This is a genomic window from Pseudomonas sp. ArH3a, assembly GCF_022648765.1.
Taxonomy (GTDB): domain Bacteria; phylum Pseudomonadota; class Gammaproteobacteria; order Pseudomonadales; family Pseudomonadaceae; genus Aquipseudomonas.
The window spans coordinates 2616428-2637427 of sequence record NZ_CP080330.1; the positions used below are offsets into that span (position 1 = coordinate 2616428).

Genomic DNA, 21000 nt, shown 5'->3' on the forward strand with positions numbered 1-21000 from the left:
CGGGTTTTTTTATGCCTGCAAAGTGGGCGAAACATACCCAAGGGGTGTATCAACGTGGCAGAAGAAAACGAAATCGACCTGGAAAACCCGGCAATCAAGGCCGCTATCGCGACTGCCGTTGAAGCATCCGTTTCGGGTTTGAAAACCAAGAACTCGGAATTGCTGGGTAAGCTGAAGGAAACCTCCGGCAAGCTGACCCAGTTCGAAACGCAGTTTGAAGGCATCGACATTGACGCCGTCAAAGGCCTGCTCAGTCGTGCGGGCCAGGACGAAGAAACCAAGCTGCTGACCGAGGGCAAGGTGGATGAAGTCTTCAACCGCCGCACCGAGCGCCTTCGTGGCGACTACGACAAGCAGTTGAAGACCATCAGCGAGCGCGCAGAGAAGGCTGAGTCCTTCGCTGCCAAGTTCCAGGGCAAAGTCCTGGGCGACTCGGTGCGTGGTGCAGCGCTGAAAGCCGGCGCTCTGCCAGAAGCAACCGACGACATCATCCTGCGCGCCAAAGGCGTGTTCACCCTCAACGAAGATGGCGATGCAGTCGCCGTTGATGAATCCGGCCAGGTCATCCTCGGTAAAGACGGCAAGACCCCTTTGACTCCGCTCGAATGGGCGGAATCTCTGCGTGAAAGCGCACCTCACCTGTGGCCAAGGGCTTCGGGAACATTTGCCCCGGGCGGGGGTGGCGGCAAGGCTGCATTCAAGCGCTCCGAAATGACCTCCGAGCAGAAGCGCGATTTCCAGCGCAAGCACGGCCAAACCGCATATCTCGCATTGCCCAAATAAGGGGATTGACCCATGGCTACAACCGCAAACAGCGACCTGATCATCTACAACGATGAGGCGCAAACCGCATACCTGGAGCGCGTCCAGGACAACCTGGATGTGTTCAACGCATCGTCCAACGGCGCGATGGTGCTGGACAACGAACTGATCGAAGGCGACTTCCGCAAGCGTGCGCTCTACAAGCTGAACGGCTCGCTGGAACACCGCGACGTCAACTCTGACGGCAAGGTAACTGCCAAGAAGATCTCCGCCGGCGAAGCTGTTGGCGTCAAAGCTCCATGGAAGTACGGCCCGTATCAGACCACTGAAGAGGCGTTCAAGCGCCGTGGCCGTCCGGTCGAGGAGTTCTCTCAGATCGTCGGTGCCGACGTGGCTGACGCGACCCTGGAAGGTTTCATCCAGTACGCTACTGCTGGTCTGCGTGCCGCGATCGGCTCCAACGCTGACATGGTGGTTTCGGCCAATATCGAAACCGACGGTAAGAAGACCCTGACCCGTGGAATGCGAAAGTTCGGCGACAAGTTCGGCCGGATTGCGCTGTGGGTCATGCACTCCAGCGCCTACTTCGACATCGTCGACGAAGCCATCACCAACAAGATCTACGAAGAAGCTGGCGTTGTGATCTACGGCGGCCTGCCGGGCACCCTGGGCAAGCCTGTACTGGTGACCGACACCGCGCCGGCGGATGTGATCTTCGGCCTGCTGCCAAACGCCGTAACCATCACCGAGTCGCAGGCCCCGGGCTTCCGTTCCTACGAAGTGAACGACGAAGAAAACCTGAGCATCGGCTACCGCGCTGAAGGCACCGTGAACATCGACGTGCTGGGCTACAGCTGGAAAGCCACCACTGGCGGTTCTAACCCAACCCTGGCTGCCGTCGGCTCCGCTGCCAACTGGGTCAAGCACGCGGGCAGCAACAAGGTCACCGCCGGCGTGATGATCAAGCTGACTGCAACGCCTCCTGCCACTGGCGACTAAGCCTTAAACTCAATGCGCGGTCAGCGATGGCCGCCCTGGAGAAACACATGGAACTGACTTACAGCAACCAGCTGAGCGGCTTCGACCCGGAGAAGCGTTACCGAAATCCAGAGCACTTCGATAAGCCCGAAGCCGGCGTGACCAGCGTGCTGGTCATTGGCGATTGGCCGAGCGTGGTCGATGCGTACAAAGCGGCAGGCATCGACGTGTCAGTGAAGGAAGCCAAGCGGGCGCAGATTGTTGGTGTCGCCAATCAGGCCGAACTCGACAAAGTCATCGCGGCTTTGCGTGCTGAACATGGATCACTCGAGATCCTGGTTGATGGCCTAGAAGCTGGCGAGACTCATCGTCCCGAGTCGGGCGAGTTGGCGTTGCGATTGTTTGAAGTGCTGGGCACCATCCATACCACGGTTGGCGATCTGACCGCTGAACGTGACGGCCTGCTTTCTACCGTCGACTCACTGCACGGCGAGATTGAAGTGCTGAAGAAGGCTGCCATCACACCGGCGGCTGATGAGGCTGATGAAGTCGCGGCGCTGAAAGCAAGGCTCGACGAGGCCAAGGTCCAGTACCGGGCCAACGCATCGAAAGAATCCCTGGAGCGGCTCGTAGCCGACCTTCCCAAGGAGTAATACTGCTGGCTGTCGGTGTTCCGGCAGCCAATCTTCAAACCATTCCAGCGAGTTGACGCATGACACTCATTATCGAGGATGGGACCGGAAAGCCTGACGCCGAAAGCTACGCGAGCGCCGAGGACCTGGCCATGTATGCCGTGAAATTCGGCACGGTCATCCCCGCAGGCATTCCTGAGCAGGAAGCGTTGCTGCGCCGGGCCGCCTTGGCGATGGATGGCATGGTCTGGAAGGGGCGCAAGACGAATAGCGAACAGGCCCTGTCCTGGCCGCGCCGGGAAGTGCTGCTGGATCATGAGATCAAGGCGAACAACTACCTGCCCGCGCGTATCCAGTACGGGCAGATGGCCCTGGCTGCGGAGATCCATCAGGACGATATCGACCCGGTGGAAAAGCGCAAAGGCGCCGTCCTGCTGGATCGAGTTGAAGGGGCGGTGACGCGGCAATATGCAGCGATCCCTAACACCAGCAACCGGCTGTTGCCGGCGGCGCCGGATCGGCCAAGCGCAACGCAGTTTGCCGACTACCTACAAAAGCGCGGGCTGTTCGCGGTCCGCGCATAGCCGCATCGGAGACCACCATGGCCACCTTCTACGACGAAATGGCCGTGATGGCTCTGGAGATGATCACGGAGTTCGGCCAGCCTGTGACCATTAGCAAGACGGAGCCAGGCGAGTATGACCCTGATATCGGCGGCGAAGCGCCAAGTGCAACCGTCGAGCAAATCGCCCAAGGCATCCTGCTCGACTTTACCGGCCAAGAATTCCAAAACAACAGCCTAATCCGGCAGGGCGATAAGAAACTCAAGATAGCCGCGCAGGCTCTGGCCTGGGTGCCGGGCCTGCTCGACAAAGTGGTCGCTCAGGGGCGGACATGGTCAATCGTACCTCCGCTGAAAGAGGTCAACCCGGCCGGAACGCCGATCTTGTATGAGCTGCAGGTGCGTTCGTGAGCCGGGCAGGCGCCGGCCAGTCCGGTAGCTTCGCCCTGAGCCTGGCCGAGTTTGCCGCCCAGGCCAGCGAAGCAATCGATGTAAGCCTGCGCGAGATCATCATTGAGGTCGGTAGCAGCCTGATCCGCATGTCGCCCGTGGGTAACCCGGAGATCTGGGCGCAGAACGCTGTGGCGACCCAGTACAACAAGGCTGTCGATGACCACAACAGCGCGCTGCGTAGCGATCCGGCCAACCTCACAAAGGCGGGAAGGCTAAAGCCGGGGCGCAAGGTGCATGACGGCATGGACATCGCTACACCGGCAGGCTACGTCCAGCGCTCTTGATAGCATCAGTAACGTAGGTCGTTCTGATATCAACGCCGACATTGAGAATGCACGGTCGAACCTCGCGATGGCTGAGTCGGGCGCCGTTGGCCGATTCCAAAACAAGCAGGTGATGATTGATTTCTACACCAACCAGTTAAACATGCTGGAGGATCAGAGAGACGCTCAGGCGGATATCGCCAAATGGGAAGGTGAGCAGGCCAAAGCACAGAGCTCTGCTGTTTCAGCGATGACCAAGATTGATGCGCTGACCAAATCGTCGTGGACGAATGAGGAGAAGCGCGTCGAGGCGCTGAAGGATTACAAGCGGCAGCTCGACGATATTCGCAAGGTTGACCCGAAGGATTTTCGGCTCGATCAATCGGCTATCGACAAAAATATTGCCAACATCAACGACAAGTTCAAGGCCCCGAAAGCGGCAGGGGCTCAGGTTGACTTGACTGGCTTCAATGACGCCAAGAACAACCTGGCGGCCATCGCTACCGACTACAGGAACTACCAGAAAGAACTGGATGCAGCGCAAAAGGCCGGGCTGGTATCCGAGGCTGACTACCTGCTCCGGCGCCAAGCACTGATCGGCAACGAGCGCGATCAGGTGACGGCGGCCTACGAGGCCGAGATCAGCACGTTGGAGGCTGCGAAGAGCAAGAAGACCACATCGGCCGCGCAAAGCATCCAGCTGGACCAGAAGATCGCCGACGCGCGAGCCGGGATGGTCAAGGCGCAGAAGGACGCTGATAGCCAGCTTGAAGTGCTGGCCACCAACGAGACCGGACGTCTAGCCAAGCAGGAGCGCGCGATAAGCTCTTACGTGCAGGCTCTTGGGCAGCAGCAGCGAGCCCTGGAGCTTGCCGGCCAGCGCGCGGTGCTCGGCGTGGGCCAGGGTGACCGGCAAAATGCGCTTAACGGCGAACTAAACAGCCAGCAGGATCGGTTTGCTCAGCAGGCGCTTAACCTCGAAAACCAACGCTCCGATCCGTCGCGCAATATGTCGGAGGAAGAGTTCAAACGTAAATCTCAGGCGCTCGTCGATGCGAATAAGGCTGCCACTGACCAAATCCGGCAGAACTACGCCGATGTGGAGAACGCCCAGGGCGACTGGACCAATGGAGCAACTGCAGCCTGGGCCAATTACCTGGATTCGGCGCAGAACATCGCCGGACAGACCAAAAGCCTGTTCGGCAACGCCTTCAGTTCCATGGAAGACTCAATCGTCAACTTCGCCATGACTGGCAAGCTTTCCTTTGCAGACTTCACCAAGTCGATCTTGGCCGACATGGCGCGCATCGCAACCCGCCAGGCCAGTTCGGCTTTGCTGGGAAGCTTGGTGGGCGCTGCGGCAAGTTACTTCGTCGGTAGCGCCGCCGGCGGCGGTAACGGCTTGGCCGCCGGTTCCGCGGGGGCGAACTCGTCAAACCTTGGCGCCTCTGCAGGCGGCTATTCCGGCTCGTACTTTCCGCAAGCCCTGGGCGGTGCCTGGTCGGGCGGCGTTCAGATGTTCGCCGACGGCGGAGCCTTCACCAACTCCATCGTCAGCAAGCCCACGGCTTTCGGCATGGCGAACGGCAAAACTGGCGTCATGGGTGAGGCTGGAGAGGAGGCGATCATGCCACTGACCCGAACTTCCAGCGGCAAGCTTGGCGTAATGGCAATGGGTGGCGGCGGGGCCGGTGGAACGCAGATCAACGTCGAGGTGCATATCGATGGCGACGGCAATGCGTCATCGAGTGCAGATGCACCCGGCTACGACCTGTTCGGCAAAGAGCTGGCCGCGTTCGTTGAGCAGAAGTATCAGCAGATGCGCAACAAGGACATGGGTCAGGGTGGCGTCATCAACAAAGCAATCAAGGGGCGATGATGGCTATCGAACGATTTACCTGGGCGACGGAGAAGGGCGCGGAGGGCGATATTGCCCAGCGCGTCCGCTCCAAGCAGTTTGGCGATGGCTACGAGCAGTCGGTCGAGGATGGCCTCAACAACCGGTCGCAATCCTGGCCGGTGACCTTCACGGGCTTGGAGGGGCGCATCAAGGACATCATGGCCTTCCTCGACCGGCACAAAGGGGCGAAGGGCTTCCTCTGGGAGCCGCCCCTCGGCGAGCTGGGCCTATACAAGTGCAACGGCTACAAGCCAGTGCACCGTGGCGGCCAGGTCTACGCCATCACCGCCACCTTCCAGCAAACCTTTCACCCCTGAGATAACCGCCCATGGCACTGATCACGGACATCCAAAAACTGGAGCCCGGCGGCGAAATTCGCCTGTATGAAATTGACGGGACCGAGTACGGCGCGGATTACCTGCGCTTCCACGGCCACGCCATTCCGCACACGCCGGAGGAATTGCTGGCTTACGAGGGATCGGAAGAGGATCTGCCAGCCAAGTCGATCTGGTGGCAGGGCGCCGAGTATGCCGCCTGGCCGGTGCAGATTGAGGGTATTTCCTCGAGCAGCGACGGCACCGCCTCTCGGCCAACCTTCGCCGCCGGCAACGTCAACGGGCGCGTCACAGCGCTGTGCCTGGCGTTCGAGGACCTGCTGAAGTTCAAGCTCACTGTTCGCGAGACACTGGCGCAGTACCTGGATGCAGCCAACTTCCCTGACGGTAACCCAACCGCAGACCCGACCCAGGAGGCGCTGGAAATCTGGTATATCGACCAGAAAACCAGCGAGGACGGCGAGGCGGTCGTGTGGGAGCTCTCTTCCCCGGGCGAGATCGACAACCACGGACTGCCTGGCAGGCAAATGACGACGTTTTGCCACTGGGCCATGACCAATGGTTACCGTGGGCCTGACTGCGGCTACACCGGCGCGGCTATGTTCGACGATGAGGACAACCCCACGGATGACCCGGCACTTGACCAGTGCAAGGGCTGTTTGTCGTCCTGCAAGTTGCGCTTCGGTGAGAACGAAGAACTCAATTTCGGTGGATTCCCCGCAGTTTCGCTTTTGAGCAGGAGCTGATCATGCGTAAGCACATTATCGCGGCCATCCAGGCGCACGCGGCGGCCGAGTATCCGCGTGAATGCTGCGGCCTGCTGCTTGCCGTCGGCAGGGCGCAGAAGTACTTCCCGTGCCGAAACACCGCCACGGAGCCGAACGAAGAGTTCCGTATTGATCCAGAGGATTACGCTGCGGCGGAAGACCTGGGCGAGGTGATTGGTATCGTTCACTCACACCCGGACGCAACCAGCAGGCCGTCACCGCATGACCTAGCGATGTGTGAGGCCACGGCCTTGCCCTGGCACATACTCAGCTGGCCGGAAGGAGATCTCAGGACTGTCACACCAACTGGCAGCACGCCGTTGCTCAAGCGCCCGTTTGTTCATGGGGTATGGGATTGTTGGGCGATATGCGCCGAGTGGTATCAGCGCGAATGGGGCCTGGAGTTCGAAGCCTTCCAGCGCACCGATGGCTGGTGGGAGAGTGCGGAGAACGCAAGCCTGTACGAGCAGCACTACGAGGCTGCCGGCTTTGTCCGCGTCGACCGGCCGCAGCGCGGCGACCTGATCGTCATGCACGTAGGGCGGACGGTTCACCCGAACCACGCCGGGATTTACCTGGGCACTGATCCGGCGCTGCCCGACGAAGACTCAGGCACCTTCGGCCCCGGCCCATTCTTGCTGCACCACTTGTACGGCAGGCCGTCCGAGATCATCGTTTTTGGTGGCCCCTGGCATGACCGTACGCGCCTGATCCTCAGGCACAAAGACGCTCAGTCCAAATTGCCCAGCGAATAAATCGAAAATCCGTCTTTCGTTAGATGAGTGACCTCAGTCGTGCCGCCTATGTAAACGCGATCCCTGGACTTTTCGTCCTCCTGTCGCGACTGTGCACGCATGATTTCGGGCGCACACGCCGGGAAGGAATTCCAGTCTATTCCCGCTTTGTCCATAAGCTCTGGCTTTACGCCAAGCCCATAATCCAAACGCTCGGATTTGAAGTCCGACCCAGAACGGTAAGCGAATCCATGGACTTTTCCCGAGTCGTCGGAAATCCCGAAGTGATAGATCGTTGCAGATTGGTCGCGGAGGGCGGGGAGATGGCAATTCAGTTCGCTCCAGAGGGCTTGCAGCTCCTGGGGCGCATGAGCATTGACAGTATCTATATCGAGGGCAAAACCTTGGTTATTCACAAGGCCGATCCATCGACTGAAAAGAAGGGCCGATCCGGTTGCGGCAATAATCATGCGCATGTGAGGGAACGAAATGGCTTTGCTTGTGAAACCTGGGGGCGTGTCGACGGAGTAATGTAACAACGTGTCCGTGACAACAATTGCTTCATTTTCATCCGTGTAGAACAACAGCGACGACATAGGCCCTCCTGGCCAGCTTTGAATGGGGGGAGGCTACTACTGGCTCTAGATGAATCGCTACTGGCATTCCGTCCACGCTGGATGCCTGGACAGCGGGTAGACTGCTGAAGATGCGAGGGAACTTTTTCTTGTGATAGTGTCAATTTGATATGCGTCTGGGCAGAGCGCCAGGGTGCCGAAGATACCGGGTGGATTCCCGGCAAACCAAGGAAGAAAGCGATGAGATTGATTTTTGTACTGCTGCTGATGATTAGCGGCTATGCCTTTGCTGGCTGCGACAGCATTGGCGATTCGGACCAGCGCGCTTACTGCAGAGCCAAGGAAGGCCATGGTAGTTGCAACTCGATCTCCGCGAGCGACCTGCGCTATACCTGTAACGCGGAAACCAATGGGAGTAGTTGCAATAGCATCAGCGACAGTGATCAGCGTTATTACTGCAATGCCAAGACTAATCATGGAAGCTGCAACTCGATCTCCGACCGCGATTTGCGCTATGCCTGCAATGCTGAGACTAACGGAGGTAGCTGCAATAGCATCGATGACAGTGATAAGCGCTATTTGTGTAACGCCAAAACCAACAACGGTAGCTGCGGCTCTATCTCCGACAGCGACCTGCGTGCGCAGTGTGATGCTCTGAAGCGCTAGCCTTCAGCACCGACGACGCATTGGACAAAGTTACTGCTTGAGAGATTTCGATGCCGGAAATGCTACAGTCCCGCCAAACCAAAGAGGGAACGACATGCGGATTTATGGGCGAGACGCCCCAACTCCGGAGGATATTTGGCAGCTTTACAGCCAGATCATCCAGTCCCCAGATCTCTGGACGGCCGGAGAGTTCAAGGATGCGGCGGTCAACGTTGGCCTTCGTAAGATCGCTCCTCGGCAGGGTTACTTCAGCTTTTCCGGCAAGAATTATATGACTGGCCAGGCCATCATCGTCGATGATTTCATTGAGGAGATACGGCTGTTTATCGGGAGCGAACTAAAAGACCTCACCGAGACGCTGTACAAAGAGGATCATGGAAAGATCGCTCAGCTCGCATCGGAATACTCCAATATTTTGAGGCTGAAGCTCGGCGAACCGAGAGTGGCGCACCACAACGACATATTTGAATACAACGACCACCGGGTTCGTGTGCTATCGAGCGGTTGCGTCTGGGTCGTAATCTCCAAGCTGTCAGTCATAAGGCAATTGCCAAATGATTGGTGGCCACATCCCACAACTTAGTCACTTCCCAGGTTCCATACGAGACGATCCGTCTAATGGGTCAGATGAGTTGCTATGCAAGAACCTGGGTATCCGTTCAGCCAATGAAGCCTCAGCACACATCGCCTTGGAACCCCGGTCGGCGTTTTGGCTTTGTGCGCCCTTTTACGGATGCTAAAGTCTCGCCAAAATAGAGAGGGAACGAGATGCGAATTTTGATAGCGGCGGTAGCGGTGGCGATGCTTGCGGGGTGTATGGCGCCGACGATGAACGAAGCCCGCAAGGAAGGGCCCTACAAGGTACTGACCTCGAAAAAGTCCGACGCCGCGTTGGCTAAATGCGTTCAGTACGAATGGCAGAATCAGCCGATCTTCGGCGGCACGCCAGGGGCCACGCTTCAGCCGGGACGAGATACCGGATACACAGTGTTTACTGATGGCTCTCAGTACTTCGTTGATATCCAGCCCAAGGGTTCAGGCTCCGAGGTGAAATATTACGTCGTGTTGGGTAATTGGATCGCCAATAAACGTCTGACCGCGCTGCAAGGCTGCTTGTAGCGGCACATCAAATTGTTCAAGGCTCGTTTCGGCGGGCCTTTTTATTGCCTGGAGAAAAGTACATGGCGGCACTTGCCATCAATTATCAGCCCATGACCACCATCATGCTTTACGGGCAACTCCGGCAGTTTGGTAGATCTTTTCGAATGGCCGTGCAGACTCCTGCTGAGGCGGTGAAGGCGCTATGCGTGCAAATACCCGGCTTTGAGCGTTTCCTTTCCAATGCGAAATCCAGAGGGATTGAGTTCGCGGTCTTTCGCGGCAAAACGAATTTGGCGGAAAAGGAGCTTGGATTTGCGGGTGAGGGTGATATTCGTATCGCACCGGTCATCACCGGCAGCAAGCGCGGCGGTGCGTTGCAAACCATAATCGGCGCCGTACTGATTGTTGTCGGCCTTGTCATCACCGGGGGCAGTTTCGGCACCATGGCACCTTTCGGTTCCGGCCTGATCATGATGGGTGGTTCGATGGTGCTAGGCGGTGTAATCCAAATGCTCAGCCCCCAAGCTGGCGGCCTCAAGACCAGCGCTGCGCCGGAGAATACGCCCGGCTACGCCTTCGGCAGCGCGAAGAACACGACAGCGTCAGGCAACCCCGTACCGCTCTGCTACGGCAAGCGCCGGGTGGGCGGGGCTATTATCAGCGCCGCCATCTACGCCGAAGATCAGATGTAAACATCACTCGCAGCACCGCAGCCGCCCATGAGGCGGTTTTTTATTGCCTGGAGAAAAGCATGGGCGCAGCACGAAAGGTCGACATCTACGGCGCCAAGGGTGGTTCCGAGAAGCCAAAAACACCAACCGAAGCTCCGGACAGCCTTCGCTCTGTCGCTATCGCGAAGCTTTTGATCGCGGTGGGCGAGGGCGAGTTCGAGGGTACGCCCACCGCCCAAGACATCTACCTCGACAACACGCCACTGCAAGACCCCCAGGGCAACATGAACTTCCCGAACGTGAAGTGGGAGTGGCGCACCGGGGCGGTAGATCAGCCGTACATCCAGGGCATTCCATCGGTCGAGAACGAGACTACGATCAGCACTGAGTTGCGCAGCGGCACCCCGTGGGTCCGAGCGATCACTAATACGCAGCTTTCAGCTGTGCGCGTTCGCTTCGCCTGGCCGGCGCTCCAGTCGGTTGATGCCGGTGGCAACATCAACGGTTACGCGATCGGCTACAAGGTTGAGCTGGCTACCGACGGCGGCGCTTATCGAGAAGTTTTGAATGAGGCTGTGTCGGGAAAGACCACCAGCCTTTATGAGCGCACCCGACGAATCGATTTGCCTAGGGCGACAACCGGCTGGCTAATGCGCATCACTCGCCTGACGCCCAACCAGAACAACAACAAAATCTCCGATACGATGCAGATTGCCGGCTTCACAGAGGTGATCGACGCCAAGATCCGTTACCCGAACACCGCGCTGCTCTACATTGAGTTTTCAGCCGAGCAGTTCCGCAGTATCCCAGCCGTTACCGTCGAGACCAAGCTGAAGAAGATGCAGGTGCCGAGCAACTATGACCCTGTATCGCGCACCTACTCGGGCGTTTGGGATGGCGCCTTCAAGCAGGCATGGACCGACAACGCGGTTTGGATGACCTACGACATCACCACCGCCGACCGCTTCGGCCTCGGTCGTCGCATCAAGCCATGGATGGTGGACAAGTGGGAGCTGTATCGAATCTCCCAGTACTGCGACCAGTTGGTGCCGGACGGGAAGGGTGGCCAGGAGCCGCGCTTCATATGCAGCCTGAACCTGCAGAGCAAAGCTGACGCTTGGTCGCTACTGCGCGACATCTCGGCTATCTACCGGGGCATGACCTACTGGGCTCAGGGCCAGGTGTTCACCCTTTCGGATATGCCGCGCGCCACGGACTTCGACTTCGCCTATACCCGGGCAAACGTGGTCGATGGCAAGTTCACCTACTCCAGCGCGTCGGAGCGCACCCGGTATACGCGCGCTCTGGTCAGCTACGACAACCCGCTGAACAACTACGACACCGACGTCACGGCTGTCACCGATCAGAAGCTACAGCGGCGTTACGGCGACAATCCGCTGGAGATCAGTGCTATCGGATGCACCCGTGAGTCTGAGGCTCAGCGCCGCGGTAAGTGGGCGCTGCTCACGAACTCGAAGGACAGGGCCGTTACCTTCAAGGTGGGTTTGGACGGCCGTATTCCGTTGCCGGGCTACGTGATCCCGATCGCTGACGAACTGCTGGCCGGCCGGCCAGTGGGCGGGCGTATCGCTGCGGTGGACGGTAAGGTCATTAAGCTGGACCGAGACACCCAGGCCAAACCCGGCGACCGGCTGATCCTCAACCTTCCAAACGGAAAGTGTGAAGGCCGCACCGTGCAGTTGGTCAGCGGCCGCCAGATCACCGTGACAGTGGCTTACTCCGTGGCGCCCGAACCTGAACTGGTGTGGGCGCTGGATGCTGACGACCTGGCAATCCCACTGTACCGCGTGGTCAGCGTCGCCCGGCCAGAGCCTAGTGTGTTCGAGATCTCGGCGGTGCAGTACGACCCGAGCAAGTTTGCGCACATCGACACCGGAGCGCGCCTGGAAGAACGGCCGATCAGCGTTATCCCGATCACCGTGGTGCCGCCGCCGGCAAGCGTGACCATCACGTCGAGCGTGTCGATCGACCAAGGCCTGGCCATCAGCACTATGAACATCTCGTGGCCCGCTGTGAATGGCGCGGTTGCTTATGATGTGGAGTGGCGCAAGGACAGCGGCAACTGGATCAAGGTGCAGCGCACCGGCTCCACCAGCGTGGATATTACCGGCATCTACTCGGGCTCCTATCTGGCGCGGGTTCGGTCAGTGAGCGCCTTCGAGATCTCTTCCATCTGGAAAAGCTCCAACCTGACCAACCTCGAAGGCAAAACCGGCCTTCCGCCGGCGGTGTCGTTCTTGACCACCACCAGCCTGGTCTACGGCATCGGCATTCAGTGGGGATTCCCACCCGGCGCCGAGGACACCCAGCGGACGGAACTCTGGTACAGCCAATCGCCGGACCAGACGACCGCGATCAAACTGAGCGACTTCAGCTACCCACAGGCCAAGCACGAAATGCAGAACATCCTGGCGGGCGCGAGCTTCTTCTTCTGGGCTCGCTTGGTCGACCGTACTGGCAACATCGGGCCTTTCTTTCCCGTTACCGGCGCTGTGAATGGTCGGGCCAGCGCGGACCAGACCGAGTACGACAAGCATTTCGCGGACAAGATCGGCAAGGGGGCGCTCTACCAGAGCCTGCGCGAGGAGATCGAGATGATCACTGGCGATGGGCCTGGCTCGGTCAATGATCGCTTGGACAAGGCCAAGCAAGAGCTGGAATCCCTGATCTCTGAAGTGGTCGATGCTCTGGAGTATGTCTCCACAAAGACTTACGCCAAGGGCGACATGGTTCGGGTAGGGCATCAGCTGTTCCAGGCGACCACCGCGGTACCGGTCGACACCGCACCGCCGAACGCCAATTACTGGTTCAATCTGGGCACCATCGCCGAAACCAACGCAGCCATGGCCCTGGAGATCAGCAAGAACACGGCTTCTATTGAGGAGGTCGACGGGAAGATCACGGCCACGGCCGAGAAACTGGACGGCGTTTACGTGCTGGTTAAGCCCGACTCGGCGGGTTCGGAGGAGGGCAGTGCCGGCGACAGCACTTCATCCGCTGGCGCCTGGTCGCTGATGTCGGCCATTGCTGAGCGGGATTTTGCACAGTCTGTCAGGACCGACTTGCTGGAAGCCAAGGTGGGGGAGAACGCCGCGAGCATTCTCGACGTAGCGAGGGCTTCCGCGACTGCAACTTCGACATTGGCTGAAAGGGTTACGACGATGGGGGCCAAGGTCGGCAAAAATGAGGCGGCCTTCAAGTCTGAAACCACTGCGCTGGCCGATGCGGATAAGGCACTGAGCGAGAAAATCGAAACCGTGCAGGCGGTCTCGGGCGAAAACACAGCAGCGATCAAGCAGACGAGCCAGGCCCAGGCCACCACCGACGGCAAAGTTTCAGCCATGGTTACCTTCAAGGCCGAAACGGTTGTCGGTGGTAAGAAGGTCGCTTCAGGATTTTCATTTGGCTCGGATGGCGAACAGGCAGAGTTCCTTATCTTTGCGCAGCGCTTTGCTGTAGTAGATGAAGTAAGCGGCGCTGTTGTTCCCATGTTCGTCGTTCAGAACAACCAAGTGTTTATCAGTCAGGCAATCATCAATAAGGCGCTGATTCAAGAGATTATCGCGAGTATGTCTATTAAGTCCGAGGCAGTAGATGCCCAAGGGCAGCCATTAATAGACATCAACTTTGTGACGGGTCAATTCATCGTTCGTGGCCAACGCGGGAACATCTCGAACACCATGGATAACATGGGCATGAGAACGTACCAAGGCGCGACGCTTCGATTCCGCTCGGGTATGTGGGAGCAATAACACTATGGCGTTCGTAGCGGGCGCCCAAACCTTTGACGAGAACGGGCGGCTGTCGGTTGACATCCTCGCCCGTTACGGGAGGTTCTTGGGCTCAATCGAGATTGTATTACCTGGCGGGTACGCTAACCGTTTCCAGGCGGGCACAGTGAGCATCGGGCATCTTGCCGGTGGTGGTACGCCGTTTTACTACTACCTGGCTCGTGGCTACTTCGCGTGTCCATTCCCACCCGAGGTGACATTTAGCGGGACGCAGTTGAACTGGCGATTTGTCAGAACTGGAGAAACTGATGCGGCCAGCGGGTATATGAACTACGAGCCGAGCAATGGCACGCTTTATTACGGGGTGATGTGATGGTCTGGGTTAGCGGCGCCCAAATCGTGAATGGGCCTGAAGGCCAGGTGAGCGTCGACAGCTCATATCAAAACCTTATCCTGAAGTATCGGCGGGCAATCGCTGGCGAATCGTTCATACCCCAGCCGAACGCGGCTGTCGGCGGCATATTTGAGACAACTCTACATTTTCCGCTTAGCGGGTTTCCGCTCGTGTTCATCAAGAGCGACAGTGTCGTTTGTCACGTTATCAACCCCAGTGCCAATACTCTGACCATCAAGCTCTTTTCAGAGATGGCCAGGCCGTCCGGCAACGTGGAGCTCTTGATATTCGCGCAGTGGGACGCCCCGCCAGGGAAGGTCGGAATACAGGCCTACACCGAGGCCGGCAAGCTCATGTACGACGCAGCCTGGCCAGTGATGAGGATACGCCAGAAGTTCGACATCGGCTCGGATACAGCCGGCAACTGGCAGGCGCAAGCACTAGAGGTAAGCAACGCGGCAATTGCCATCACGCACGCACGCTACACAATCCAGACCAGTACCGTCGCGGGTGTGGTGCGGGCTGTTGGGAGCCGCGTTGCCGGGCGAACTGCGTTCTTCGCGGGCGTAGGATTCGCCACCGGGCCCGGTACCGGGATGTCCGTGCTACTGCAATTAAACAAGGGGCCGAGTACATGCTTGGCCGTTGATGTCAGCGAGTACCCCCCGGCACCCTTTGGCTAAGCGACAACACTCGCGCCACTGATAAGCCAATTTTAACTTGGAGCAAACCATGGCAAGACAAGAAATTATCCTCGGTATGCCGCCGCAAGGTCTGGGCGGCGATCCGCCGAGAACAGCGAGCATGAAGATCAACGCTATGACTCGGGAGTTGTACCAGGGCCTTGATGCTACGACCAAAAGCGGCTGGGGTTGGGCGACGCCGGTTATTATGCCTTCAGGCACCAACGCAAACGACCTTCGTGGAAACTTTATCGCGCAGTTCAACGAGGGCGGCGCGAACCTCCCTGTTACGTCGGGCGGGATAAAAGACTACTGGTTTGTTAGGACGTTCGAGAACGGGGCGGCATATTGCTCTCAAGAGGCGGTAAGTTTTGTTGCCCCTAATGCGACCTATCATCGCCAGCGACATGCATCAAGCGGCTGGACCCCCTGGAAAAAGGTTATCGAGCAGGGCGACTTCGGCCTTGGGCAGCAGTTTAACCCTTGGGTAGCAAGCCTCAATAACTTCAGTGAGACGCAAGCCTTCTCCTACGGGATCAACACGACTGCCAACATGATCCCCGGCATGGACTACGGCGAAGGCATATTCATTGCCGGGCAGAATGGCGCATCTGAAGGCATCATGCTAATGATGAACCACGACAGCGATCGCATGTTCATCAAGCGCAAGCGCCAGGGTAACTACTCGTCTGGCAATGAAGTCTTTACCAAGGGTAACGTCCTTAGCAACCTTGACGACACATCTAACCAAGGGCTCATGGACGTTCGGTCTGTCGGCGGATGGATGGTAAGGCGGTTCCTTAACGGCACAATGATAGCTCAGACTGGCGGGGCGCCACGCACTGAAGACTTCGCCCCAGGCGAGCAAAGGCACCAAGGCGTTGACTGCCCCGTAACATTCGTAAGCCCGGTCACAGCCTCCGTACTGGTCCGCCTTCATCCTTCAGGTTCTTGGGCGTTCCCCGGCGTTAACTCCGCGTACATGGACAACGGCACGCGGGTGACGTATTCCATAATTAACGGCCCGACAGCTCAGTTCTTCGGCGTCGCCACACTCACGGTAATAGGCTCTTGGAAGTAAACAAAATGATGCGAATTACCCTGCTCCCCGTTATCAGCGAAAAAACCCTGAAGGCCAGCGTATCCAGCGATGTCCTGACGGTAAATGGCGAGAAGTTCGACTTTGGGCCAATGCCAGACAATCACACTATTAGCGCCGACGCCGTCGGGTGCGAGTGGATAAGCATTAACCAGCCTATCAGCAAGGTGGACCGCGTTATAAGTCTAACCATGAAGCTGCCTTGCTCATGGGAAACGCCGGACGAAGTGCGCTCGCCTGAAGAGGTTGCGGTCCTCGAAGTGACGCGCGGCGAGGTTCCATTCCCGGACACGGCTCCAGTGGTTAAGGAGAGCAAGAAAGTATGATTGACTTCAGCCAGGCAAAGCAGATTCAGCGCGAGTATGACAAGGACTTCGACATTGCCTACACCGATTCTGTCGCCTACCTTAAAGAGACTGACTGGCAAGTGATCGCCAAGTACGAGCGCAAGCGCGCGATCCCTGACGAGGTCCAGGCAAAGCGCAAGGCGGCTCTCGACGTTGTGACTGCCGAGCCTGCCACAGAGACCTAATCGCAACCCGAACACCGATGCCCGCCTTGAGCGGGTTTTTTATTGCCTGGAGAAAAGTATGCCGATCACCGAGCAGCAGTTGCTGGAGATCCTCCCGAACGCCGGCCGCCAAGCCGGCGTTTTTGTTCCTGTACTGAATACGGCCATGGCCAAGTACGGAGTCGTCACGCAGCTGCGCATTGCTGCGTTCATCGCCCAGGTCGGGCATGAGTCGGGTCATTTTCGGTGGGTGCGCGAGATATGGGGCCCCACGGCGCAGCAGGCCGGCTATGAAGACCGCGCCGATCTGGGCAACACCGTGAAGGGAGATGGCTCGAAGTACCGTGGCCGCGGCCTGATTCAGATCACCGGTCGGGCGAACTACGCGGCGTGCGGCGAAGCCCTGGGCCTTGACCTGATCAATAAGCCGGTGCTGCTCGAGCTGCCACAGAACGCCGCGATGTCGGCGGCGTGGTTCTGGTCAACGAAAGCGCTTAATACCCTGGCCGACGCGGGCGATTTTGTGAAGATCACCCGCCGTATCAATGGCGGTATCAATGGGCTGGAAGATCGCCTGCAGTTGTGGAAGCGGGCGACAAAGGTGCTGGCATGACATCCAGGCAGATCCTGGCGGCGATCCTGCTGGCTGTTGTCATCGGCTTTGGCGGCGCCTGGCAGGTTCAAGACTGGCGAATGGGCAAGCTTCTCGCCGAGCAACTCGCAGAGCAGGGTGCCGCTCAGCAGAAGGCGCTGGACTTAATCATCGGCGAGGCTTGGAGTCAGCAGAGGGCCGAGCAGGACAAACGCCTGGCCACCGAGCAGCAGCTCGCCGCCCAGGACCAACGACACACTCGAGAACTGTCCGATGCCCAACGTAACCAAGCTCTACTGCGCGATCGCCTTGCCACTGCTGATGTGCGGCTGTCAGTCCTTCTCGACGCAGCGGATCCAGCCAGTGGTTGCAACGTGCCTACGGCCGCCAGCGCCGTCGGCGTGGTTCATGCAGCCCGTCGAGCCCAACTTGACCCAGCGCATGCGCAACGAATTATCGCCATCACCGGTGACGGGGATAACGCAGTGATCGCGCTACGGGCCTGCCAGGCGTATGTCAGGGCTATCGCTAAGTAAACAGGCGGGGTGATCTTTGGGGGCCCTATGATGACATCATAGGGATGGCTCTATCACAAGACGTGAGCATGATGATGGCCTCCGAAAACAAAACACCCCGTGAAAGCGAAGCCCTCACAGCGTGTTGGGGGTGACCATCTCATCAGCCCGCTTGTGTGCGGATCTAAAAGGAACTCTTCAAATGAGTGGCGCGACTTTGCACTTTTTCCTGTAAGTGTCAGGTGAAAAAGATGTCTATGAAGTAGAAAGCCTGTTCAATGGATACGCTACGGCAAGCAGAGGCCAGGAAAACGACTTATGTCAAACCTTAAAGCGAGCCACCAGTCGATTCAGTTCAATCGCAAGGGCGGTCATCTCGCCGCAGGCGATGGCGGTCTGACTCGCGCCAGCCGAGCTCTGGACCGACAGTTCTCGGATGCTGGTCAGGTTCTCGTCGGCCTCGCGAGCCACCTGCGCCTGTTCTCCGGAGGCCGTTGCGATCAGCAAGTTGCGCTCGTTGATCTGGTTGATAGCCACGGCGATCTGTTTGAGAGAAAGGTCGGCGCTTTGCGCTACTGAGATTGAGCTACTTGCCATCTGGGCGCTGACGTTCATGGCGCCCACTGCTTGGGCCGAGTCTGCCTGAATCGCGGTGATCATTTGTTCGATTTCCTGGGTCGACTGCTGGGTACGGTGGGCCAGAGCCCGCACTTCATCGGCCACCACTGCAAAGCCACGGCCTTGCTCGCCGGCGCGGGCGGCTTCAATGGCCGCGTTCAGCGCCAGCAGGTTAGTCTGCTCGGCAATCGCGCGAATCACCTCGACTACCTTGCTGATGTCCTGGGCCCTGCCGGACAAGGCCTTGACCTGGTCCCCAGTGCTGGCCACGTTGCCAGCCAGACTTTCAATGGCTTTGAGAGTCTGTGCCACGTTCTCGATACCCGAGCGAGTGAATTCCATGGACTCGCGGGAGGATTGGGCGGCTGCTTCGGCATTGCGCGCAACCTCGTCTACCGCAGCGCTCATTTCGGTCACCGCTGTAGCGGCCTGATTGACCTCATCGCTCTGCCGCACCAGTCCGCGGCTGGCGTCTTCGGTCATCGCGGTCATTTCTTCCGAGGCCGAGGCCAGTTGGGTGGAGGAGTCGGCGATACGGGCGATGGTTTCTCGGAGGTTGCTCTGCATCTTCGAAAGAGCTGCCAGCAGGCGACCAGCTTCATCGCGGCCACTGATCCCGATCTCCTGGGACAGGTCGCTGCCGGCGATTCGTTCGGCGACGGCCAGGGCATCGCTGATGGGCACCGTGATACTACGTGTCAACACCATAGCTAACAACGCGGTGAGCATCATGGTCAACACCAGCAGGCCGATCACCAATGTCACACCGTGGCTGTATGTAGAGGTGGCATCCAAGCCTGCACGCTTGGCTCCCTCTTCGTTAAAGCCCATGAGTTTACCAAGCTCGTCCTGCAGCGCATTCACCATCGGGCTTATGCGGGTATCGATCATGGCAATGGCTGCGGCATTTTCACCTTTTTTAAGTAGCGGCTCCAGTTCATCCAGTAGCTGGAAATACTGCTGCAAACCAGTGGTTACCACCTTGTAGATCTCACCCTCTGCAGGCCCGCTAATCAAGGGTACGTATTGGCTGACAGTGTTCTGCAGCGTGCTGCGGTAGCTGCTCAACGAAGCGATGCGGGTTTGGCGCTGTTGTTCGTCGGTGACCACGGTGATGCGCACGCTTTCTAGGCGCAGGCGCAAGATGGCTGTCTGCATCTTGCCAATCTCAAGGATGCTCGACATCCAATTAGATTCTACATCCTGCTCCGAATCTCGGAGCTTGCCCATTTGCAGTACGGCGACGGTGCCGAGAGCAAAAACTACCAAGACAATGAGCGAGAAGAAAGCGGCAGACCTTGGGGCAAGGTTCATAGTCCGGACATACATTTTTTTATATCTCTTAGACAGCTAGGCATAGCTGTTACTCCAGGCTATCGGCCTAAACGCCAGGAGGTTGAAGCCATCCGACGATCGGGTTAGCCCAGCCCCAGGCAAACCATCGTCGATACTCTGGCAGTCGTTCGGTTGTTGTTAGAGGGCTTCCGTGCCTTGCGCAGGAGTGCCTGAGTCTCGGTAAGTTCATCCTCGAGCAGAGAGCATTGGTGCTTGTACATTTCCAGGGGCGTAGGGCATCCAAGCCACGCAGAGGTGTCTTCGTCAATGTGGTGCATGTTGAGGCAATCCGATTGCTGTATGCATGCACAGTAATCGAGGTTTGACCTTGGCGCGATTTGAGGCGACGAGAGGCGGTCAGTCAGGAGTCATGAGGACGGCTAGGGTCAGCTTGATGAACTCTTCGTTCTCGTCGATTGTGTGCAGCGCGCCGCGGATGTTCTCTGCCACATCAGCAGAGCCGCGCTGCTCAACCCAATTCGAGAGTTCCATGATGGAGGCCTCAAGGGCGAGTTGGTTTTCGTAGAGTTTTGAAAGTAGGGAAGGGATCAAATCTGAGTTCGGCATTGGTTTTCCTCCAGAGAGTGAACAGCGTAGCATTTGGTACTGCTAACCCCGCTCCAAAATTATGAATGTCCGCCCTCGTCCAAAAGCAGTCGCTCGCCAATAGCTCCTTCGGACCCGTTATAGCCGTTCGCACTCTGTGCGAGATTCTGACTTAGCGATGGCCTGCTTTTGTTTAAATGCGCCCTCAATCTTTCCTCTAGTACGCTAGCGCTCTGATGTGCGAGCAGGAGTCGATCCTGCATCCAGGTGAGAGCGGCCCACTCTATATAATATTAGGTAACAATAAAATCATATTTATTGTTGGTCATAGAGCGGCCTGTCATGGCTACTACTTGCAGTATCTGCAAAAAGCTTATTGGTGTTGAGGCAGAGCATTGAATTTATTGAGGACTTTTTAATAAGATCTTCGATCCTCTATGTCTCTCAAGTCAAAGTGACTGATCGCAATCGCCTGTAATTTATAACCTATAAAATTACAATAGGCTGACACATAGGTCTGGATAAAAGAAGGAGCTTGGTGTTATTGCTTTGTAAT

23 protein-coding genes and 2 pseudogenes are annotated in these 21000 nt (G+C 57.9%); 22 read left to right on the forward strand and 3 right to left on the reverse strand.

Annotated elements, in window-relative coordinates:
- Positions 1-54: 54 nt before the first annotated feature.
- From K0P33_RS12010 to K0P33_RS12055, 10 genes and pseudogenes are all read left to right on the forward strand, one after another.
- Complete coding sequence (locus K0P33_RS12010; protein WP_017479625.1) at positions 55-783, forward strand: hypothetical protein; 729 nt, start codon at positions 55-57, stop codon at positions 781-783.
- 12 nt (positions 784-795) lie between these two features.
- On the forward strand, positions 796-1761 hold the full coding sequence (locus K0P33_RS12015) for a major capsid protein (protein WP_242155393.1): 966 nt from the start codon (positions 796-798) through the stop codon (positions 1759-1761).
- 47 nt (positions 1762-1808) lie between these two features.
- Positions 1809-2393 (forward strand): hypothetical protein, encoded by a 585-nt coding sequence (locus K0P33_RS12020; RefSeq protein ID WP_242155395.1) that lies wholly within the window; start codon positions 1809-1811, stop codon positions 2391-2393.
- A 59-nt stretch (positions 2394-2452) separates the two neighbouring features.
- Positions 2453-2956 (forward strand): DnaT-like ssDNA-binding protein, encoded by a 504-nt coding sequence (locus K0P33_RS12025; protein ID WP_242155397.1) that lies wholly within the window; start codon positions 2453-2455, stop codon positions 2954-2956.
- Between the two features lie 17 nt (positions 2957-2973).
- Positions 2974-3345 (forward strand): hypothetical protein, encoded by a 372-nt coding sequence (locus K0P33_RS12030; RefSeq protein WP_242155399.1) that lies wholly within the window; start codon positions 2974-2976, stop codon positions 3343-3345.
- Positions 3342-3638, forward strand: a pseudogene (locus tag K0P33_RS12035) (hypothetical protein); the annotation flags it as partial. The gene K0P33_RS12030 and the pseudogene K0P33_RS12035, both read left to right, overlap by 4 nt.
- Before the next feature lie 13 nt (positions 3639-3651).
- Positions 3652-5529, forward strand: a pseudogene (locus tag K0P33_RS12040) (phage tail tape measure protein); the annotation flags it as partial.
- On the forward strand, positions 5529-5867 hold the full coding sequence (locus K0P33_RS12045) for a phage tail protein (RefSeq protein WP_242155401.1): 339 nt from the start codon (positions 5529-5531) through the stop codon (positions 5865-5867). The pseudogene K0P33_RS12040 and the gene K0P33_RS12045, both read left to right, overlap by 1 nt.
- 11 nt (positions 5868-5878) lie before the next feature.
- Positions 5879-6631 carry a phage minor tail protein L gene (locus K0P33_RS12050; RefSeq protein ID WP_242155402.1) on the forward strand — a complete coding sequence of 251 codons (753 nt, stop codon included), beginning with the start codon at positions 5879-5881 and terminating at the stop codon, positions 6629-6631.
- A gap of 2 nt (positions 6632-6633) precedes the next feature.
- A complete protein-coding gene (locus K0P33_RS12055; protein WP_242155403.1) occupies positions 6634-7407 on the forward strand; it encodes a C40 family peptidase in 774 nt (257 codons plus the stop codon).
- Here the strand turns inward: K0P33_RS12055 and K0P33_RS12060 are convergent.
- Complete coding sequence (locus K0P33_RS12060) at positions 7383-7982, reverse strand: hypothetical protein (protein WP_242155404.1); 600 nt, start codon at positions 7980-7982, stop codon at positions 7383-7385. The two genes, K0P33_RS12055 and K0P33_RS12060, sit on opposite strands and share 25 nt — an antisense overlap.
- A gap of 219 nt (positions 7983-8201) precedes the next feature.
- Here K0P33_RS12060 and K0P33_RS12065 point away from each other — a divergent pair, with 219 nt between their 5' ends.
- The 12 genes from K0P33_RS12065 (at position 8202) to K0P33_RS12120 (ending at position 17966) form a co-directional block, all read left to right on the forward strand.
- Positions 8202-8627: a hypothetical protein gene (locus K0P33_RS12065; protein WP_242155405.1), complete on the forward strand. Its 426-nt coding sequence runs from the start codon at positions 8202-8204 to the stop codon at positions 8625-8627.
- A 37-nt stretch (positions 8628-8664) separates the two neighbouring features.
- Positions 8665-9210 (forward strand): hypothetical protein, encoded by a 546-nt coding sequence (locus tag K0P33_RS12070; RefSeq protein WP_242155406.1) that lies wholly within the window; start codon positions 8665-8667, stop codon positions 9208-9210.
- Between the two features lie 245 nt (positions 9211-9455).
- A complete protein-coding gene (locus tag K0P33_RS12075; RefSeq protein ID WP_242155408.1) occupies positions 9456-9746 on the forward strand; it encodes a hypothetical protein in 291 nt (96 codons plus the stop codon).
- Positions 9747-9808: 62 nt separating this feature from the next.
- Positions 9809-10420, forward strand: a complete 612-nt coding sequence (locus K0P33_RS12080) for a tail assembly protein (protein ID WP_242155410.1) — start codon at positions 9809-9811, stop codon at positions 10418-10420.
- Between the two features lie 59 nt (positions 10421-10479).
- The gene (locus tag K0P33_RS12085) at positions 10480-14172 is read left to right on the forward strand and encodes a phage tail protein (RefSeq protein ID WP_242155412.1); all 3693 of its coding nucleotides are present in this window, start codon (positions 10480-10482) and stop codon (positions 14170-14172) included.
- Between the two features lie 4 nt (positions 14173-14176).
- Entirely contained in the window at positions 14177-14524 is a 348-nt protein-coding gene (locus K0P33_RS12090; protein ID WP_242155414.1) for a hypothetical protein, read from the forward strand.
- 47 nt (positions 14525-14571) lie between these two features.
- A complete protein-coding gene (locus K0P33_RS12095; protein ID WP_242155417.1) occupies positions 14572-15228 on the forward strand; it encodes a hypothetical protein in 657 nt (218 codons plus the stop codon).
- Between the two features lie 49 nt (positions 15229-15277).
- A complete protein-coding gene (locus K0P33_RS12100) occupies positions 15278-16309 on the forward strand; it encodes a pyocin knob domain-containing protein (protein WP_242155418.1) in 1032 nt (343 codons plus the stop codon).
- Positions 16310-16314: 5 nt separating this feature from the next.
- Positions 16315-16653 (forward strand): hypothetical protein, encoded by a 339-nt coding sequence (locus tag K0P33_RS12105; RefSeq protein ID WP_242155421.1) that lies wholly within the window; start codon positions 16315-16317, stop codon positions 16651-16653.
- Positions 16650-16859, forward strand: a complete 210-nt coding sequence (locus K0P33_RS12110; RefSeq protein ID WP_242155423.1) for a hypothetical protein — start codon at positions 16650-16652, stop codon at positions 16857-16859. The genes K0P33_RS12105 and K0P33_RS12110 overlap by 4 nt, the downstream gene beginning before the upstream one ends.
- 58 nt (positions 16860-16917) lie before the next feature.
- Positions 16918-17451 (forward strand): glycoside hydrolase family 19 protein, encoded by a 534-nt coding sequence (locus K0P33_RS12115; RefSeq protein ID WP_242155425.1) that lies wholly within the window; start codon positions 16918-16920, stop codon positions 17449-17451.
- Complete coding sequence (locus K0P33_RS12120; protein WP_242155426.1) at positions 17448-17966, forward strand: lysis system i-spanin subunit Rz; 519 nt, start codon at positions 17448-17450, stop codon at positions 17964-17966. The genes K0P33_RS12115 and K0P33_RS12120 overlap by 4 nt, the downstream gene beginning before the upstream one ends.
- A 300-nt stretch (positions 17967-18266) precedes the next feature.
- Here the strand turns inward: K0P33_RS12120 and K0P33_RS12125 are convergent, their stop codons facing one another.
- Together K0P33_RS12125 and K0P33_RS12130 are read right to left on the reverse strand one after the other, a co-directional pair.
- Positions 18267-19892, reverse strand: coding sequence for a methyl-accepting chemotaxis protein (locus K0P33_RS12125; RefSeq protein WP_242155428.1), 1626 nt, complete (start codon positions 19890-19892; stop codon positions 18267-18269).
- A 363-nt stretch (positions 19893-20255) separates the two neighbouring features.
- On the reverse strand, positions 20256-20465 hold the full coding sequence (locus K0P33_RS12130) for a hypothetical protein (RefSeq protein ID WP_083358828.1): 210 nt from the start codon (positions 20463-20465) through the stop codon (positions 20256-20258).
- Between the last annotated feature and the right edge of the window lie 535 nt (positions 20466-21000).

Coding starts and splice junctions, on each gene's coding strand:
- K0P33_RS12015 (WP_242155393.1), top strand. CDS start 796: ATGGCTACAACCGCAAACAGCGACCTGATCATCTACAACGATGAGGCG.
- K0P33_RS12020 (WP_242155395.1), top strand. CDS start 1,809: ATGGAACTGACTTACAGCAACCAGCTGAGCGGCTTCGACCCGGAGAAG.
- K0P33_RS12025 (WP_242155397.1), top strand. CDS start 2,453: ATGACACTCATTATCGAGGATGGGACCGGAAAGCCTGACGCCGAAAGC.
- K0P33_RS12030 (WP_242155399.1), top strand. CDS start 2,974: ATGGCCACCTTCTACGACGAAATGGCCGTGATGGCTCTGGAGATGATC.
- K0P33_RS12045 (WP_242155401.1), top strand. CDS start 5,529: ATGGCTATCGAACGATTTACCTGGGCGACGGAGAAGGGCGCGGAGGGC.
- K0P33_RS12050 (WP_242155402.1), top strand. CDS start 5,879: ATGGCACTGATCACGGACATCCAAAAACTGGAGCCCGGCGGCGAAATT.
- K0P33_RS12055 (WP_242155403.1), top strand. CDS start 6,634: ATGCGTAAGCACATTATCGCGGCCATCCAGGCGCACGCGGCGGCCGAG.
- K0P33_RS12060 (WP_242155404.1), bottom strand. CDS start 7,982: ATGTCGTCGCTGTTGTTCTACACGGATGAAAATGAAGCAATTGTTGTC.
- K0P33_RS12065 (WP_242155405.1), top strand. CDS start 8,202: ATGAGATTGATTTTTGTACTGCTGCTGATGATTAGCGGCTATGCCTTT.
- K0P33_RS12075 (WP_242155408.1), top strand. CDS start 9,456: ATGAACGAAGCCCGCAAGGAAGGGCCCTACAAGGTACTGACCTCGAAA.
- K0P33_RS12080 (WP_242155410.1), top strand. CDS start 9,809: ATGGCGGCACTTGCCATCAATTATCAGCCCATGACCACCATCATGCTT.
- K0P33_RS12085 (WP_242155412.1), top strand. CDS start 10,480: ATGGGCGCAGCACGAAAGGTCGACATCTACGGCGCCAAGGGTGGTTCC.
- K0P33_RS12090 (WP_242155414.1), top strand. CDS start 14,177: ATGGCGTTCGTAGCGGGCGCCCAAACCTTTGACGAGAACGGGCGGCTG.
- K0P33_RS12100 (WP_242155418.1), top strand. CDS start 15,278: ATGGCAAGACAAGAAATTATCCTCGGTATGCCGCCGCAAGGTCTGGGC.
- K0P33_RS12105 (WP_242155421.1), top strand. CDS start 16,315: ATGATGCGAATTACCCTGCTCCCCGTTATCAGCGAAAAAACCCTGAAG.
- K0P33_RS12110 (WP_242155423.1), top strand. CDS start 16,650: ATGATTGACTTCAGCCAGGCAAAGCAGATTCAGCGCGAGTATGACAAG.
- K0P33_RS12115 (WP_242155425.1), top strand. CDS start 16,918: ATGCCGATCACCGAGCAGCAGTTGCTGGAGATCCTCCCGAACGCCGGC.
- K0P33_RS12120 (WP_242155426.1), top strand. CDS start 17,448: ATGACATCCAGGCAGATCCTGGCGGCGATCCTGCTGGCTGTTGTCATC.
- K0P33_RS12125 (WP_242155428.1), bottom strand. CDS start 19,892: ATGTATGTCCGGACTATGAACCTTGCCCCAAGGTCTGCCGCTTTCTTC.
- K0P33_RS12130 (WP_083358828.1), bottom strand. CDS start 20,465: ATGCCGAACTCAGATTTGATCCCTTCCCTACTTTCAAAACTCTACGAA.